Below are 13,198 nucleotides of genomic sequence, written 5' to 3'. Positions count from 1 at the left end.
CGGCCGCTCGAGACCGTGATCGATCCTCTGCGACGTTTTCATCGGCACTATCGACGGTCCAGTGACACACGTCGCACCCCGTCTCTCCGCGGTAATCGTTGGAGGACGTCTCTCCGGACCCGACCGCAGGGCCGGATCACCCGCGGCGGGCGGTTCGGCTCGGGAGCCGCTCGAGGCAGTGCCGGCAGTAGGTGAAGAAATAGTCGTTGTCGGTCCGGCAGTGCGGACAGGTGCCGGGTCGTTCTGCACCGCCCATTGCACCGGTCATGTTTGTCATCACGCTAGCTCCACATCCGGTGGTAAAACGCCCTGTGCTGACGATTGCAGGCCGTGCGACGGCGCTCGAGTACGGCCTCGAGCGCGGGGAATCCCCGGTCGCAGATCGTCGCCCAGGGTGTTCCTCAGAGGGACGACCGAAAGGGAAGCTCTCGTTACGATAGTTATTGGAAATAGCCAAAAGTACTTTACCTTGGCTCTTCGTACCGTTCGGGGACAGACCGATGTATTCGATGCAGCGGACCGAAGAACGACAAGCGAGGGAACTCGTCGATCAGTTCCTCGAGCGCGAGCTGGTGCCGGACGACGTCCTCGAGGACGTAACTGCACTCGCACGGGAAGACGAGAACCTGCGCGCGCTCGACGTGATACTCCGCGCTCGAGACGGTAGTCGGTGATCGGACGACCTCGAGGAGACCGAATCGGAGGCGATGAACGATGAGTAGCGCGCAAGAGATCGACGGCGGTCGCGAGACCGCTGGTACCAGTGTTGAACCCTATTTTAAGCTATCTGGAGTTACGGGCTCTCCACAGTGAGGGCACTTTCCATGATTGGTAGACTGGGTGACTGAGACGTATTCAGGCGATAAACCGTCCGAATAGGCCTTCTGTTTTGCCTTATATTTCGCCCTATCCTCCCTCTCAGCTGATCCTCCATAGGGACCTACATCAACAATATACGTCCGAGTACCTTCGCATCCCGTTCTTCGGTTAATCCCTCTGACCGCCGCTTCATAGACACCAGTGATATTGAATACCAGACAAAAAATATACTAACAATTATTGGGATGATGGTTGAGGGTTCGTTGGCGTTTATTAACGGAACTCAGATTCTCTAAGTCTCCCGTCGCAGTCGCGCTGACCGAATTCAGCGTTCACTACGAGAGCGCCGATCCCGAACTCGCCGAACACGCGTGGCAGCTGGCCGCCGACCGTCTCGTCAATCACGATGTCAAACCTCGCGAGGCCGTCGACGCACTCGAGATCAGGAACTGTCGGTGCTATCAAAATGAGTACGGCTATTAAAGTTATAATACAGGCACTATTGGATAGCATACACCCAGTTTTGCATCATCTTATGAGCACTGATCATACAATATTTCAACTTCTCTTATTCGACCCGTGACAAGTATTCGTGGATCATCACATCCGCTTTGAGAATATGTTCTCTCATATTTCTCACCTTTATCATATACAATAATGGTATAATCACTATCATCAACTCCAGTATCGAAATATTTGTTTTCATCAAACCCAACTGTGGCTGTTTTTTCATATACGACCTCAGATCCGTCACGTGACCTGATTTCGACTGAAAGTTTCGTATCGGACCTTTCTCGACTGCGTAGAACGAGTGTGAGTGTTTCTCGACCAAATGAGAATGTACATCCGGAAAGAGCGACAGAAAGCGCACTTAGGCAAACGTGTCGTCGAGGGACGTTACCATTATCCATCTCTAATCGTTAAAATCATTCTATTCTTCCCATTATATTCCTTTCTAATGACGAGCATCTATTTAGATAGATACGTATATTATAAAGCCTGTTTCTTCTATAAATCTTCTTTGGTTTAGGATATTTTTCTCTACTCCAAATTATTGAATACTGAATAGACAATCTATGAAATATGGGAAAAAACCCATTGGAGATTAGCAGGCGAAAGGCACTCTCAACCGTCGGCCTCGTTCCCGTAGGTTTAGCGAATTTCACTAATCCTGCTCAGGCAGGCTCATCAGCGAGATTTAATGGGGTAGCTTATGATGTCGACACCTTCGAGATAATCGGCGATGCGTCTGGGCAATTTAATTCAGTCAAGGAAACTTTAGTAGGTAACCTTCGCGTGAATGGGGAAAAGTGCAATATGAACCAGGCGAGTCCGGAATTAACTGAAAACACTGAGTTTGGAAAATACTATCGATATTACCAGACCGATAGGAATGAATCGAACTCAATTACACAGCGGATCATGTTGTACACGTATAACGGTCAGGCGATCTCTGGCTATGTAGAGAAGCCAGAAACTGGTAAAGTCGGGTTCGTACTAGAGAAGAACAGTTCAAAATCAAGCACTGAAAATTCCGTTAATAAAATGCGACTTAAGAAGAACGAGGGTGAATAATAATGGGATATAAGGACGTGAACTACACGACAACGAGTAGTAGTAGAAATGATGAATGGGTGACGGATTACGAATATTTCTCATTTGTTGCTGCAAGTGATGAGAGGTCATTTGATTATGACCAATTAAAAGATGGGTATAAAAATAGATGGACATACCAGTCGTTTTACCCAGACCCTCCAGATGCATCAGAAGATAAAAAAGATCAGAACTCTACTCAAAATCGACTAAGGGAGTCAGAGTTTAAGATCACCTATCCATCTCTTGAACGCGATCAGACTGACATTCGAACAGACGCACATGAACCACAAAGTGAGGATTCTAGCGGCTCGTTTTCTGTTGACCTTAGTGTAGCATTTGGTCCTATATCCGCAAATCAATCACTAACATCAGCATACTCTGGCTCAACGGAACTGGATTGGGAACCTAATAATTCCGTAGTCTGGACAATGAAGCATGGATCAAGTGGTCAAGCAACCATGCCAACAGGAAATGATAATTCAATTGGTGTGAGGTTTGATTTGGAGGCATATGAGAATGTGTCCGGAGAGATAGATATTAACTTTGAAGATAAATAATACTTCGAGATAACGAAGTTCCATGATATTTATGGCACACCACGAACAATGTATTCTGAAGAGCACGGACATACGCATTATTCCTCAGTAGAGATAATTGACTGAGGCTAGAGTCCTAATTTATTTCATGGAAGTATCTCACATCCGCTCACTGTTCCGTTGCGTCCGCTCGCGAATCTCCTGAACGGCCTCCTCGTACGACTGCCTCGACGTCGTTAGAAGTCCCGGAACTGTCGGGAGTTGAGATACCCGCAGATAGAGGCTTTGAACCTAAGGATTTAAGCCAGGGCGGGGATTTGAACCCCGGAAGTCTCGATTACAAGTCGAGTGCATGAACCACCCATGCTCCCCTGGCGCTGTCCGTCGGTAAGCCGTCCTCCTTTGAGTGTGTATCGTTTTGGAACTACGTTTCGTCGGCGGTAGCTTCGCCCTCGTCCGCCGGTTCGACCGCCGAATCGGCCTCGAGTACCTCGTCCGCGTCCGCGTCGTCGTTCGTGTCGTCCTCGAGTCGGCGCTCCATCCCCACGCGAAACGGTACGTAGCCCGCTCGTCCGTAAAACCGCCGCGCGGCCTCGTTGCCGGCCATCGCTTCGAGGATCACCGCGTCGACGCCGCGGTCGGCGAGCGCGTCTTCGACGGCCTCGAGCAGCCGGGTTCCGATCCCCCGCCCGCGGAATTCGGGGACGACGTAGAGGTTCGAGAGGTGGCCGCGGGTCGCCTCGAGTTCGAGCGCACCGCGTTCGATCGAGAAGGAGGTGAAGCCGACGACGCCGCGGCCGTACTCGCGCTCGACATCGCGCTCGTCGCCGCTGTCACCCTCGAGTCGGGCGACGAGCAGGCCGTCGTCGACGCGGTAGGCGCCGAGGGTCTGGAACATCGTCTCCCGATTCGCCTCCGGGAGGACGTACGAGCCGTACCGCCGTTGCTCCCGGGCGAGTCTGACCCAGCAGTCGACGACCGCCTCGAGGTCGTCGGCGGTCGCGAGTTCGATTCGGACGTCGTGGTCGGAGGATCCGTCGGGGGCGGGCACTCGAGATCAGTCGTTTGCGGTCTGCTGAGGGCTCTCCCTGAGCGCCGTCACGGCGGGCAGGGGCTCGGCGGTGAGCATCTTCAGCGCGGCGCCGCCGCCGGTGCTGACGTGGGTGAAGCCCTCGACGCCGAGTCGGCGTAGCGCAGATGCGGTGTCGCCGCCGCCGACGATGCTCGTGGGCGCCTCGGTCGCCGTCCCGTAGAGCTGTCGAGTCCCCTTCTCGAATTTGTCGTCCTCGTAGACGCCCGCGGGGCCGTTGAGGATGACCGTCTCGGCGTCCGTGAGGATGCGTTGGTAGTAGGCGAGCGTCGAGTCGCCGACGTCCATGGCGGCCTCGTCGTTGCCGGGCGGGAGGGCGTTGACGCCGATCTCGGTGCGCTCGCCGTTGCGGGCGACGGCGACGTCCCGGGGGAGCGCGATCCGTTCGCCGTGGGCGTCGAGCAGGTCCGCCGCGCGGTCGATCTCGTCCCAGTAGCCCTGATCGTAGATGAAGTCGGAACTCGAGTCGCCCAGGTCGACGCCGTCGGCGATGAGGAAGACGTTGCCGACGACGCCGGCGGTGAGGACGTGGTCCGCGAGGTCCTTCTCGAGGACGGACCAGGCGACGTCGAGGGAGTCGGAGACCTTCGCCCCGCCGAGGACGTAGACGCGCGGGCGGGCGGTCTCCTCGATCGTTCCGAGGACGTCGAGTTCGGCCTCCATGACCCGGCCGGCGTAGCTCGGGAGGACGGACGGGAAGCCGACGAGCGAGGGCTGGGAGCGGTGGGCCGCCGCGAAGGCGTCGTTGACGTAGGCGTCCAGGACGGGTGCCAGTCCCTCGACGAGGTGAGTCGTCGCCGCGCGCTCCGGTTCGAATTCCATGTACTCCTCGCTGTAGAAGCGGGTGTTCTCGAGGACGAGACACCCCCCGTTCTCGAGGTCCTCGACGGCGGTTCGAGCCGCGTCGCTGAAGGTGGCGTCGACGTAGTCGACGGGTCGCTCGAGGAGGATCGAGAGGCGTTCGGCGTGCGGTTCGAGGGAGACGAAGTCGTCGCCGCCGGGGCGACCCTGGTGGGCGAGGACGACGACGCGCCCGCCGCGCTCGAGAAGATCCGAGAGCGTGTCGACGTGGGCGCGAAGACGCGCGTCGTCGGCGAGCGACCCGTCGTCAGCTATCGGACTGTTGACGTCGACGCGGACGCCGACGGTAGTCCCTTCGACGTCCAGATCGTCGAGGGTGTCGATCATTACGGGTGCATCCACCGCCGTCACCGAAAGGTCTTTCCATCCCCCCGATAGATACGCTGCGTGATATCACGGCGCAGGAAATAGGCCTCCGCTTCGAGGGGGCCGACGGTCGGACGAGTGCGACCTGCGTTCGCGGATCGTCGCGATCCGCGACTTGTCGACCCGCGACTCGCTTCCGGCGCATAACCCGACGGTGCGGGCGGTCTGCGGTACCGATCAGACCGATCGGCAGTCCGAACAGATGAGCTGCCCGTTCGAGTTCCAGAGCGATTCGACGAGCGACCCGCAGGACTCACAGACCCCCTGACTCGAGTACTCCTCGCCGCCGTTGGTGCGCACGTCGCCGTCGACGTCGGCGCTCGAGTCCGCCGGCACTGCCTCGCGCGTCCTCGAGTCGAGGGCTTCGGTCGCGTTTCGCTCGGCCGCCGTCTCGGGAATCCTCGCGGTCGCCCCCTGGAACGAACCGGCGGCGGCGATCACGTCGCGCTGGGTGAGGACGCCGACGATGCCGTCTTCGGTTTCGACGCCGAGGTTGCGGATGTTCTCCCGAGTCATCGTGTCGGCGGCGTCGGTGACCGACCGATCCGGACCGACCGTCACGACGGGTTCGGTCATGACGGACCCGACGGTCGTCTCGGCGGGGTCACCTTCCTCGGCGACGAGTCCGAGAACGTCCCACTCGGTGACGATGCCGACGGCTTCCGAACCGCGAACGACGAGGGCACAGCCCGCGCGGTCCTCGCGCATGAGCCGAACCGCACCGAGGACGGTGTCAGACTCGCTCACGCCGACGTATTCAGTTGTCAGGACGTCCCTGACCGACAGTTCCGATTCCATGTGTGAACGAAACACACGGCTCGGCTAAAAGCTACCCCCGCCAGCTTTAACCGCCCGAGGGGAGAACGATCAACGTTTGGCGCGGTTCACCACTCGAGGACGATGCGCGTGCCGTCGGCCCGGCAAGTTTCGAGGGCGTGTTTGGCGGCGAACCCCGCGGCGTGGGCCGTCTTTCCGCGGCCGACGCCGACCTGCATCTCGACGTCGACGGCCTCCTCGACGTGGGTGAGGGCGTCGACGTAGTCGTCCTCCCCCAGGTCGGGACAGACGACGATGACGTTGTCGCCGCCGACGAAAAACGAGAGGCTGTCGTGGGTGTAGCGCATGTAGCGCATCAACTCGGCGTACCCCTGTTCGATCTCGATGAAGCTGTCGAAGGCGTTGAGTTCGTCCGTGTACTGCCCCGTCGCGTTGATCACGTCGAAGTGAGCGATCTGGACGTCCTCGTCGGTCCGGTGGGGGTCCTCGATCGCCCGCCCCTCGAGGATCTCGCGGCGCGTTTCGTCCTGGGCGCTGCCGGCGTCCTGGATCAGCGAGGTGGCGTCCGACAGGGCGTGGACGGGCGTGGCCCCGGTAGCGACGCCGAGGCTCAGGGTGACCGGATACCGGTTCCCGACCGACTCCTGGAGGAGCGCGTGATCGTCCATCGTTAGCCCGTTGGTCACCGCGATCATGTTGTCGAACCGAGTGAAGAAGGTGTAGCCGTCGCGGTTCCCGACGAACTGGGAGATGTCGGCGTAGAGGCGCGACTGCATCGTCTGCAGGTCGGCCTCCCGCCGCGGCTGGGGGGTCACCGTCCACGGACCGTAGTTGTCGATCTGAACGAGCGTTACCTGCGTATTGGTCACTGTGACGGACCCTTTCGAACGCCTTCGTATAAGGGATACGCAATCCAGATTCGTGATGGCCGGGCCGGCGCGCGCTCGAGGCCCGGCGCGTTCGGTGGTGGAGTGACGCACCGGTTCGATTCGGCGGTCGAAAATCGCCCGCTCGAGGTCGGTTCAGGCGTGTTTCTTCTCGGGCTCCGCCCCGACTGGGTGGTAGTCCCAGAAGTTGCCCTCGCGCATCGCGTTGCCGACGGCCTTGTGCATGTCGATCATCGTCTCGAACTCCTCCGGTTCGACGTACTCGAAGATGTCGCGGAGCGCGACGACCCGCTTGTAGTTGATCCGGATCGGGTCGTCGCCGTACTCGTCGACGAACTCGTCCCGGTTCAGGGGGAAGTCCTCCTCCTCGTCGACCTTCTTGGCGATGATCGCCATGTCGTACTTGCGCATCCCCTCACTCCCCTCCTCGCCGTCGGGGTCGTGTGGCCAGTCGCTCATGCTTCGACGTCTGCGCGGGGGGTGCAAAAGGATTTCTCTCCGTCGGTGACCGCCCTCGGATCGTCCGATCCACGATCCCTCGGTAGAAACGAAGACCCTCGATCAGTCGTCAGCGGCTTCCGCGTCCGCGTCGGCCGTCTCCCCGAGAATCTCGTCGCGGTGTTCGTCGAGCAGCGGCGCCCGGCCCCGAGGCTCGGGGTTCGTCTCGCTCATCTTGATCGGCGAGCCGGCGATTTCGACCTCCGCGTCGGCGCCGGGTTGTTCGACTTCGTACAGCATCTCGCGCGCGTGAACGTGCGGATCGTCGAAGATGTCCTCCGTGTTCTGCACGGGGGCGACCGGGACGCGCCCCTCGAGTTCGTCGCACAGTTCCTCGCTCGTGCGTTCGATCGCCCAGTCGGCGATCACCTCGCGGAGGTCGTCGCGGTGCTCGAGGCGGTCGGCGGCGGTGGGGTACTCCTCGGGCAGGTCCTCTCGGCCCATCGCCGCACAGACCTCCTTCCAGTGGTTGGTGCCGAAGGCGGCGATGACGGCGTAGCCGTCGGCGGTCTCGAAGGCGTCGTAGGGGAACAGGGTCGGGTGGGAGTTGCCCTGTCGGGTCGGCGCCTCGCCGGTGTACGACTGCTGGTAGATCGCCCGCTCGGTCATGCTGATCATGGCGTCGTACATGCCGGTGTCGACGTACTGTCCCTTCCCGGTCTGCTCGCGGTAGTTGACGGCGGCGAGGATACCGATGCAGTTCAGCGTCGCGGTGAAGAGGTCGCCGATGCCGGGGCCGACCTTGGTCGGCGGCCCGTCCTCCTGGCCGGTGATTTCCATGACGCCACCGAGCGCCTGGGCGATGAGGTCGAAGGAGGGCTGGCCCTGTCGGTGGGTTTCACCCGTGCGCGGGTCGCCGAAGCCGCGGATCGAGGAGTAGATGAGCCGCGGGTTGTGCTCTTTCAGCGTCTCGTAGCCCAGGTCGTACTTCTCCATCGTGCCCGAGCGGTAGTTCTCGACGAGCACGTCGGCCTCCTCGACGAGCGAGAGGAAGTCCTCGCGATCCTCCTCGTCGTTGAAGTCGAGTTCGACGCTCTTTTTCCCCCGGTTCACGCTCTGGAAGTAGCCGCCGTAAGCCTCCTCCTCCGGATCCTCGACGAACGGCGGATTCGACCGGATCAGGTCGCCGCCGGGACGTTCGATCTTCACGACGTCGGCGCCCATGTCGGCCAGCAACATCGTGCAGTACGGTCCGGCGAGCACCTGCGTCAGATCGATAACGCGCAGATTCGAAAGCGCTCCCATAGGGCGAGATTCCGAGACGGACCCAAAAACCTTTGCTATCGATCATGAAGGTGTGATTGTGTGCCAAAGAGACGTTCCTAGGATGTATTAGGAGTATTATCATGAAAGACCATTAGGTTTATGCGGGGGTAACTCATCGGAGCAACTACGATGTCCCAAACGGTCGTCCTCGGCGTGATCGGCTCGGACGCTCACGTCGTTGGCATCACGATCCTAGAGCAGGCCCTGAGTGCAGCGGGATTCGACGTCATCAACCTCGGCGTACAGACCTCCCAGGAGGAGTTCGCCGAGGCCGCGGTCGCACACGACGCCGAGGCTGTACTCGTCTCCTCGCTCTACGGTCACGCCGAGCAGGACTGTCAGGGATTCCACGACGTCCTCGAGGAGGCCGGCGTGGACGCGGTCACCTACATCGGGGGCAACCTCGCGGTCGGGCAGGACGACTTCGAGGAGACCCGAGGGAAGTTCGAGGAGCTCGGCTTCGACCGGGTGTTCAACTCCGAGACCGACCCCGAAGATGCGATCGCCGCCCTCAGAGAAGACCTGCAGATCACGACGAGAGAGACGGAACGTGCTACTATCAGTTCCTAGATGATACGAGACGAACGTATTCCTTCCGACGAGCTACGGCGCATCGACGAAGAGATCCGCTCCGACTGGCACACGGGCGAGCAGGTCGACTTCGAGGAGGCGATCGCGTACCACGAGTCGCTCCCCGACCACAAGCGATTCGCGGACGTCCTCGAGTCGGCCGACCACCCGCTGCTCCAGCCGCGGGCGGGCGTCCCGCGCCTCGAGGACCAGATCGAACTCCTCCAGTACCTCCACGAGGAGGGCGCGGCGGACCTCCTCCCGACGACCATCGACTCCTACACGCGCGACAACGAGTACGGGAAGGCCCAGGAGGGCCTCGACAAGGCCCGCGATACGGGCGAGGACACCCTCAACGGGTTCCCCGCGGTCAACCACGGCATCGACGGCTGCCGCGAACTGATCGAGGCGATCGACGCCCCGATCGAGGTTCGACACGGCACGCCCGACGCCCGACTGCTGGCCGCGATCACCTTCGCGGGCGGCTTCCAGAGCTTCGAAGGGGGGCCGATTTCGTACAACATCCCGTACACGAAACGCCACGACCTGGCGAAGACGATCGAGCACTGGCAGTTCGTCGACCGGCTCGCGGGGGCGTACACCGAACGCGGGGTGCGGATCAACCGCGAGCCGTTCGGCCCGCTCACGGGGACGCTCGTGCCCCCGTCGATCGCCATCGCGGTGATGCTGATCGAGGGGCTGCTCGCCGCCACGCAGGGCGTGCGCTCGCTCACGCTCGGGTACGGCCAGGTCGGGAACGTCGTGCAGGACGTCGCCGCCCTCCGCGCCCTGCGGAAGCTCGGTAACGAGTACCTGCCCGACGACGTGGTCGTGACCACCGTCTTCCACGAGTGGATGGGCGGCTTCCCGCCGGACGAGGCCCGCGCCAACGGCGTCATCAGCCTCGGCGGGATGACCGCCGCCATCGCGAAGCCCGATAAGGTCATCACCAAGTCGCCCCAGGAGTTCCAGGGCGTCCCGACCAAGGAGGCCAACGCGGCCGGCCTGCGAACGACTCGACAGATCATCGACATGGCGATCGAACAGCAGATCGACATCGACGGCATCGAGGAGGAGCAGGAACTCATCGAGCGCGAGACGCGGTGTCTGATGGACACCGTCTTCGACCACGGCGACGGCGACGTCGCCTGGGGAACGATCAAGGCCTTCGAGTCCGGCGCGCTCGACGTCCCCTTCGCGCCCAGCGACAGCGCGCGGGGGGACGTCCTCCCCGCGCGTGACGACGACGGCCGGGTCCGCATCTTCGAGTTCGCGGACCTCGAGATGGACGACGAGATCAAGGAGATTCACGCCGCCCGCCTCTCCCAGCGGGCCGAAACCGAAGGACGAGACCAGTCGTTCCGCATGGTCGCGGACGACGTCGACGCGATCAGCGACGGGAAGCTGATCGGTCGCCCCCAGGGAGGTGCCTGACCGATGAAGATCCAAAACGTGTACGCGACGCCCGGGTACTCCGGGTTCTTCTTCGACGACCAGCGCGCGATCAAGCGAGGTGCGAAACAGGAGGGGTTCACCTACGTGGGCGAGACCGTCACCGACGGCTTCGAGGAGATTCGCCAGGCCGGCGAGACGATCATCGTCGACGTCGAACTCGAGGACGGAACGCTCGCCCGCGGCGACTGCGCCGCGGTGCAGTACTCCGGCGCCGGCGGGCGCGACCCGCTCTTTCGGGCGGGGGAGTACGCCCCCGTCGTCGAAGGCCCCGTCGCGGACGAACTCCGCGGGCGGGACGCGACCGACTTCCTCGAGAACGCCGAACTGCTCGAGGAACTCGAGGTCGGGGGCGACCGCCTCCACACGGCGATCCGCTACGGCGTTTCGCAGGCGCTGCTCGACGCCGCCGCGCGGGCGCAGAACACCACGAAGACGGACGTGATGGCCGACGCGCTCGGCACCGAACCGGCGACCGAACCGGTGCCCGTCTTCGGCCAGTCCGGGGACAACCGGTACGTCAACGCCGAGAAGATGTTCATCAAGGGCGTCCCCGTCCTCCCGCACGCCCTCATCAACAGCGTCGAGAAGATCGGCGAGGAGGGAGAGGTGCTGCTCGAGTACGTCGAGTGGCTGGTCGAGCGATCCCGGGAACTCGGCCCCGAGGGCTACGAGCCCCGGTTCCACATCGACGTCTACGGCATGATCGGCGAGGTCTTCGGCGCACCGTACGACCGCGACGAGGTCGTCGACTACTTCGCCGCGCTCGAGGCGGCCGCCGATCCGTTCCCGATCCAGATCGAGGGGCCGATGGACGTCGGCGACCGGCAGGGCCAGATCGAGGCGATGTGCGAGCTTCGAGACGGGCTGAAGGCGGCGGGCGTCGGCGTCGACATCGTCGCCGACGAGTGGTGCAACACCTTCGAGGACGTGCAGGCGTTCGTCGACGCCGGAGCGGCCGACCTCGTACAGGTCAAGACGCCCGACCTCGGCGGCATCCACCGCAGCGGGATGGCGGTCCGCTACTGCGACGGGACCGACACCCGCGCGTACCTCGGGGGCACCTGCAACGAGACCGAAACGTCCGCGCGCGCCTGCGCCCACGTCGCCCTCGCGACGAACGCCGCGCAGGTGCTCGCGAAACCCGGTATGGGCTTCGACGAGGGCTACATGATCGTCGAAAACGAGATGCGACGGACCGTCGCACGACGGCAACGCGAACAGCAGACGCAAACCGACGAGGTGACCGCAGATGACTGACTGGACCGATCCGGAGACGTTCGCACGGGCGCTCGAACAGGTCGAGACGAAGGAGAAGGGCAACTGCTTCGAGGACTTCGAGGAGGGGGACGTGATCGAACACGACCCCGGCCTCACCCTCACGAAGTGGGGCAACGAGGCGTGGATGAGCCAGACGCTCAACCACGACCCGGCCTACTGGCGCCCCGACGCCGCGGCCGACCGCGGCTTCGACGAACCGCCGATCCACCCCGACTATCTCACCGCCGCCACCCTCGGCATCACGGTCGAGGACCTGAGCGAGAAGGGCGGCTACTTCCTCGGCCGGACCGACCTCCGGTTCGAGAAGGACGCCGTCTACCCGGGGACGGACATGTACGTCGAGAGCGAGGTCGTCAACACGGCGACCTCGAGTTCCCGGCCCCGGTACGGCATCGTCTCGTGGCGGACGCGCGCGAAGGACCTCGAGACGGACGACCTCCTGCTGTCCTACGAGCGGACGAACATGATCCCGCGGCGCGAGCCGGTCGAGACGGACGGGGGTGAGCGAACCGACGGTTCGCGATCCTCGTCGGATCTCCGATCCGACGGTGGGTCGGCCGCCTCGCAGGAAGGGGACGGTGAGAAAGAAGACGGCCTCCCCGAGACCTTCGTCACCCCCGAAGGTGGTTACTTCGAGGACTTCGTCGAGGCCCTCGAGGTGGCCGAGGCCGAAAATGGCGCCGTCGCCTACCGCCACGAGCGCGGGCGGACGCAGGACGACGTCACCGTCGCCTCCCTGCCGTTGGCGACGCTGAACACGGCGAAACAGCACCACAACGTCGACGTGATGGCCGACTCGCCGTCGGGCGACATCGTCACCTACGGCGACGTCACCCGGTCGACCGCGCTCGGCCACGCCCGCTCCGACGAGGAGACGTGGCGCGAGGTGGGCTTCGACGACGAGTCGTTCCACACGTTCGTCACGCCCGGCGACACCGTCTACGCGTTCACGCGCGTACTCGAGGCCGAAGACAGCGTCGAGGAAACCTCGACCGGCTCTCGGACGTCGTCCGAGAACGACCCGAGCACCGACGAGGCGGGCACGGTCCGCTTCCAGCACATCGCGTTCAACCAGGACGACGAACCGGTCTACTCCGGGACCAGGACCGCCGAAATTCGAAAGCGTTCTAACTAACACGATCGAACATCATACACGATTTCGAACACGTAGGATCACACTACTGATTACGACCACGACA

Annotated in this window: 15 protein-coding genes and 1 tRNA gene; 7 read left to right on the top strand and 9 right to left on the bottom strand. The window is 62.1% G+C overall.

Features of this window, described 5'->3' with window-relative positions; all coding sequences use genetic code 11:
• Positions 1-136: 136 nt before the first annotated feature.
• Positions 137-277: a DUF7577 domain-containing protein gene (locus RJT68_RS13030; protein ID WP_407036988.1), complete on the bottom strand. Its 141-nt coding sequence runs from the start codon at positions 275-277 to the stop codon at positions 137-139.
• A gap of 223 nt (positions 278-500) precedes the next feature.
• On the opposite strand from RJT68_RS13030, the gene RJT68_RS13025 reads away from it, so the two are divergent.
• Positions 501-674 carry a hypothetical protein gene (locus RJT68_RS13025; RefSeq protein WP_407036987.1) on the top strand — a complete coding sequence of 58 codons (174 nt, stop codon included), beginning with the start codon at positions 501-503 and terminating at the stop codon, positions 672-674.
• A 418-nt stretch (positions 675-1,092) separates the two neighbouring features.
• On the opposite strand, the gene RJT68_RS13020 is transcribed toward RJT68_RS13025, so the two are convergent.
• A complete protein-coding gene (locus RJT68_RS13020) occupies positions 1,093-1,332 on the bottom strand; it encodes a hypothetical protein (RefSeq protein WP_407040431.1) in 240 nt (79 codons plus the stop codon).
• A 570-nt stretch (positions 1,333-1,902) separates the two neighbouring features.
• On the opposite strand from RJT68_RS13020, the gene RJT68_RS13015 reads away from it, so the two are divergent.
• Both RJT68_RS13015 and RJT68_RS13010 read left to right on the top strand, forming a co-directional pair.
• Positions 1,903-2,394, top strand: a complete 492-nt coding sequence (locus RJT68_RS13015; protein ID WP_407036986.1) for a hypothetical protein — start codon at positions 1,903-1,905, stop codon at positions 2,392-2,394.
• A 2-nt stretch (positions 2,395-2,396) separates the two neighbouring features.
• Positions 2,397-2,972: a hypothetical protein gene (locus RJT68_RS13010; protein WP_407036985.1), complete on the top strand. Its 576-nt coding sequence runs from the start codon at positions 2,397-2,399 to the stop codon at positions 2,970-2,972.
• A 281-nt stretch (positions 2,973-3,253) separates the two neighbouring features.
• Here RJT68_RS13010 and RJT68_RS13005 read toward each other — a convergent pair.
• The 7 genes from RJT68_RS13005 to mct all read right to left on the bottom strand — a co-directional run bounded on the left by RJT68_RS13005 (position 3,254) and on the right by mct (position 8,675).
• Positions 3,254-3,327 (bottom strand) — tRNA-Thr (locus RJT68_RS13005).
• Positions 3,328-3,375: 48 nt separating this feature from the next.
• A complete protein-coding gene (locus tag RJT68_RS13000) occupies positions 3,376-4,002 on the bottom strand; it encodes a GNAT family N-acetyltransferase (protein ID WP_407036984.1) in 627 nt (208 codons plus the stop codon).
• 6 nt (positions 4,003-4,008) lie between these two features.
• Complete coding sequence (locus RJT68_RS12995; RefSeq protein WP_407036983.1) at positions 4,009-5,229, bottom strand: phosphoglycerate kinase; 1,221 nt, start codon at positions 5,227-5,229, stop codon at positions 4,009-4,011.
• A gap of 216 nt (positions 5,230-5,445) precedes the next feature.
• Complete coding sequence (locus RJT68_RS12990; protein WP_407036982.1) at positions 5,446-6,066, bottom strand: CBS domain-containing protein; 621 nt, start codon at positions 6,064-6,066, stop codon at positions 5,446-5,448.
• An 86-nt stretch (positions 6,067-6,152) separates the two neighbouring features.
• On the bottom strand, positions 6,153-6,914 hold the full coding sequence (locus RJT68_RS12985; RefSeq protein WP_407036981.1) for a GTP cyclohydrolase III: 762 nt from the start codon (positions 6,912-6,914) through the stop codon (positions 6,153-6,155).
• A 153-nt stretch (positions 6,915-7,067) separates the two neighbouring features.
• The gene (locus RJT68_RS12980; protein ID WP_407036980.1) at positions 7,068-7,391 is read right to left on the bottom strand and encodes a DUF5785 family protein; all 324 of its coding nucleotides are present in this window, start codon (positions 7,389-7,391) and stop codon (positions 7,068-7,070) included.
• A gap of 102 nt (positions 7,392-7,493) precedes the next feature.
• Entirely contained in the window at positions 7,494-8,675 is a 1,182-nt protein-coding gene (gene mct, locus RJT68_RS12975) for a succinyl-CoA:mesaconate CoA-transferase (protein WP_407036979.1), read from the bottom strand.
• Between the two features lie 150 nt (positions 8,676-8,825).
• Between mct and glmS the strand changes: the two genes are divergently transcribed.
• Genes glmS through mch form a run of 4 tightly spaced genes read left to right on the top strand, consistent with a single transcriptional unit; the run spans position 8,826 to position 13,134 of the window.
• Positions 8,826-9,266: a methylaspartate mutase subunit S gene (glmS, locus tag RJT68_RS12970; RefSeq protein ID WP_407036978.1), complete on the top strand. Its 441-nt coding sequence runs from the start codon at positions 8,826-8,828 to the stop codon at positions 9,264-9,266.
• Positions 9,267-10,700 (top strand): methylaspartate mutase subunit E, encoded by a 1,434-nt coding sequence (locus tag RJT68_RS12965; RefSeq protein WP_407036977.1) that lies wholly within the window; start codon positions 9,267-9,269, stop codon positions 10,698-10,700.
• Between the two features lie 3 nt (positions 10,701-10,703).
• Positions 10,704-11,978, top strand: a complete 1,275-nt coding sequence (locus RJT68_RS12960; RefSeq protein WP_407036976.1) for a methylaspartate ammonia-lyase — start codon at positions 10,704-10,706, stop codon at positions 11,976-11,978.
• Positions 11,971-13,134 (top strand): 2-methylfumaryl-CoA hydratase, encoded by a 1,164-nt coding sequence (gene mch, locus RJT68_RS12955; protein ID WP_407036975.1) that lies wholly within the window; start codon positions 11,971-11,973, stop codon positions 13,132-13,134. Before RJT68_RS12960 ends, mch begins: the two co-directional genes overlap by 8 nt.
• The last annotated feature ends 64 nt before the right edge of the window (positions 13,135-13,198 follow it).

It is taken from the genome of Halovalidus salilacus (assembly GCF_031852275.1).
GTDB lineage: Archaea > Halobacteriota > Halobacteria > Halobacteriales > Natrialbaceae > Halovalidus > Halovalidus salilacus.
This window is presented reverse-complemented; position numbering and strand designations above follow the sequence as displayed.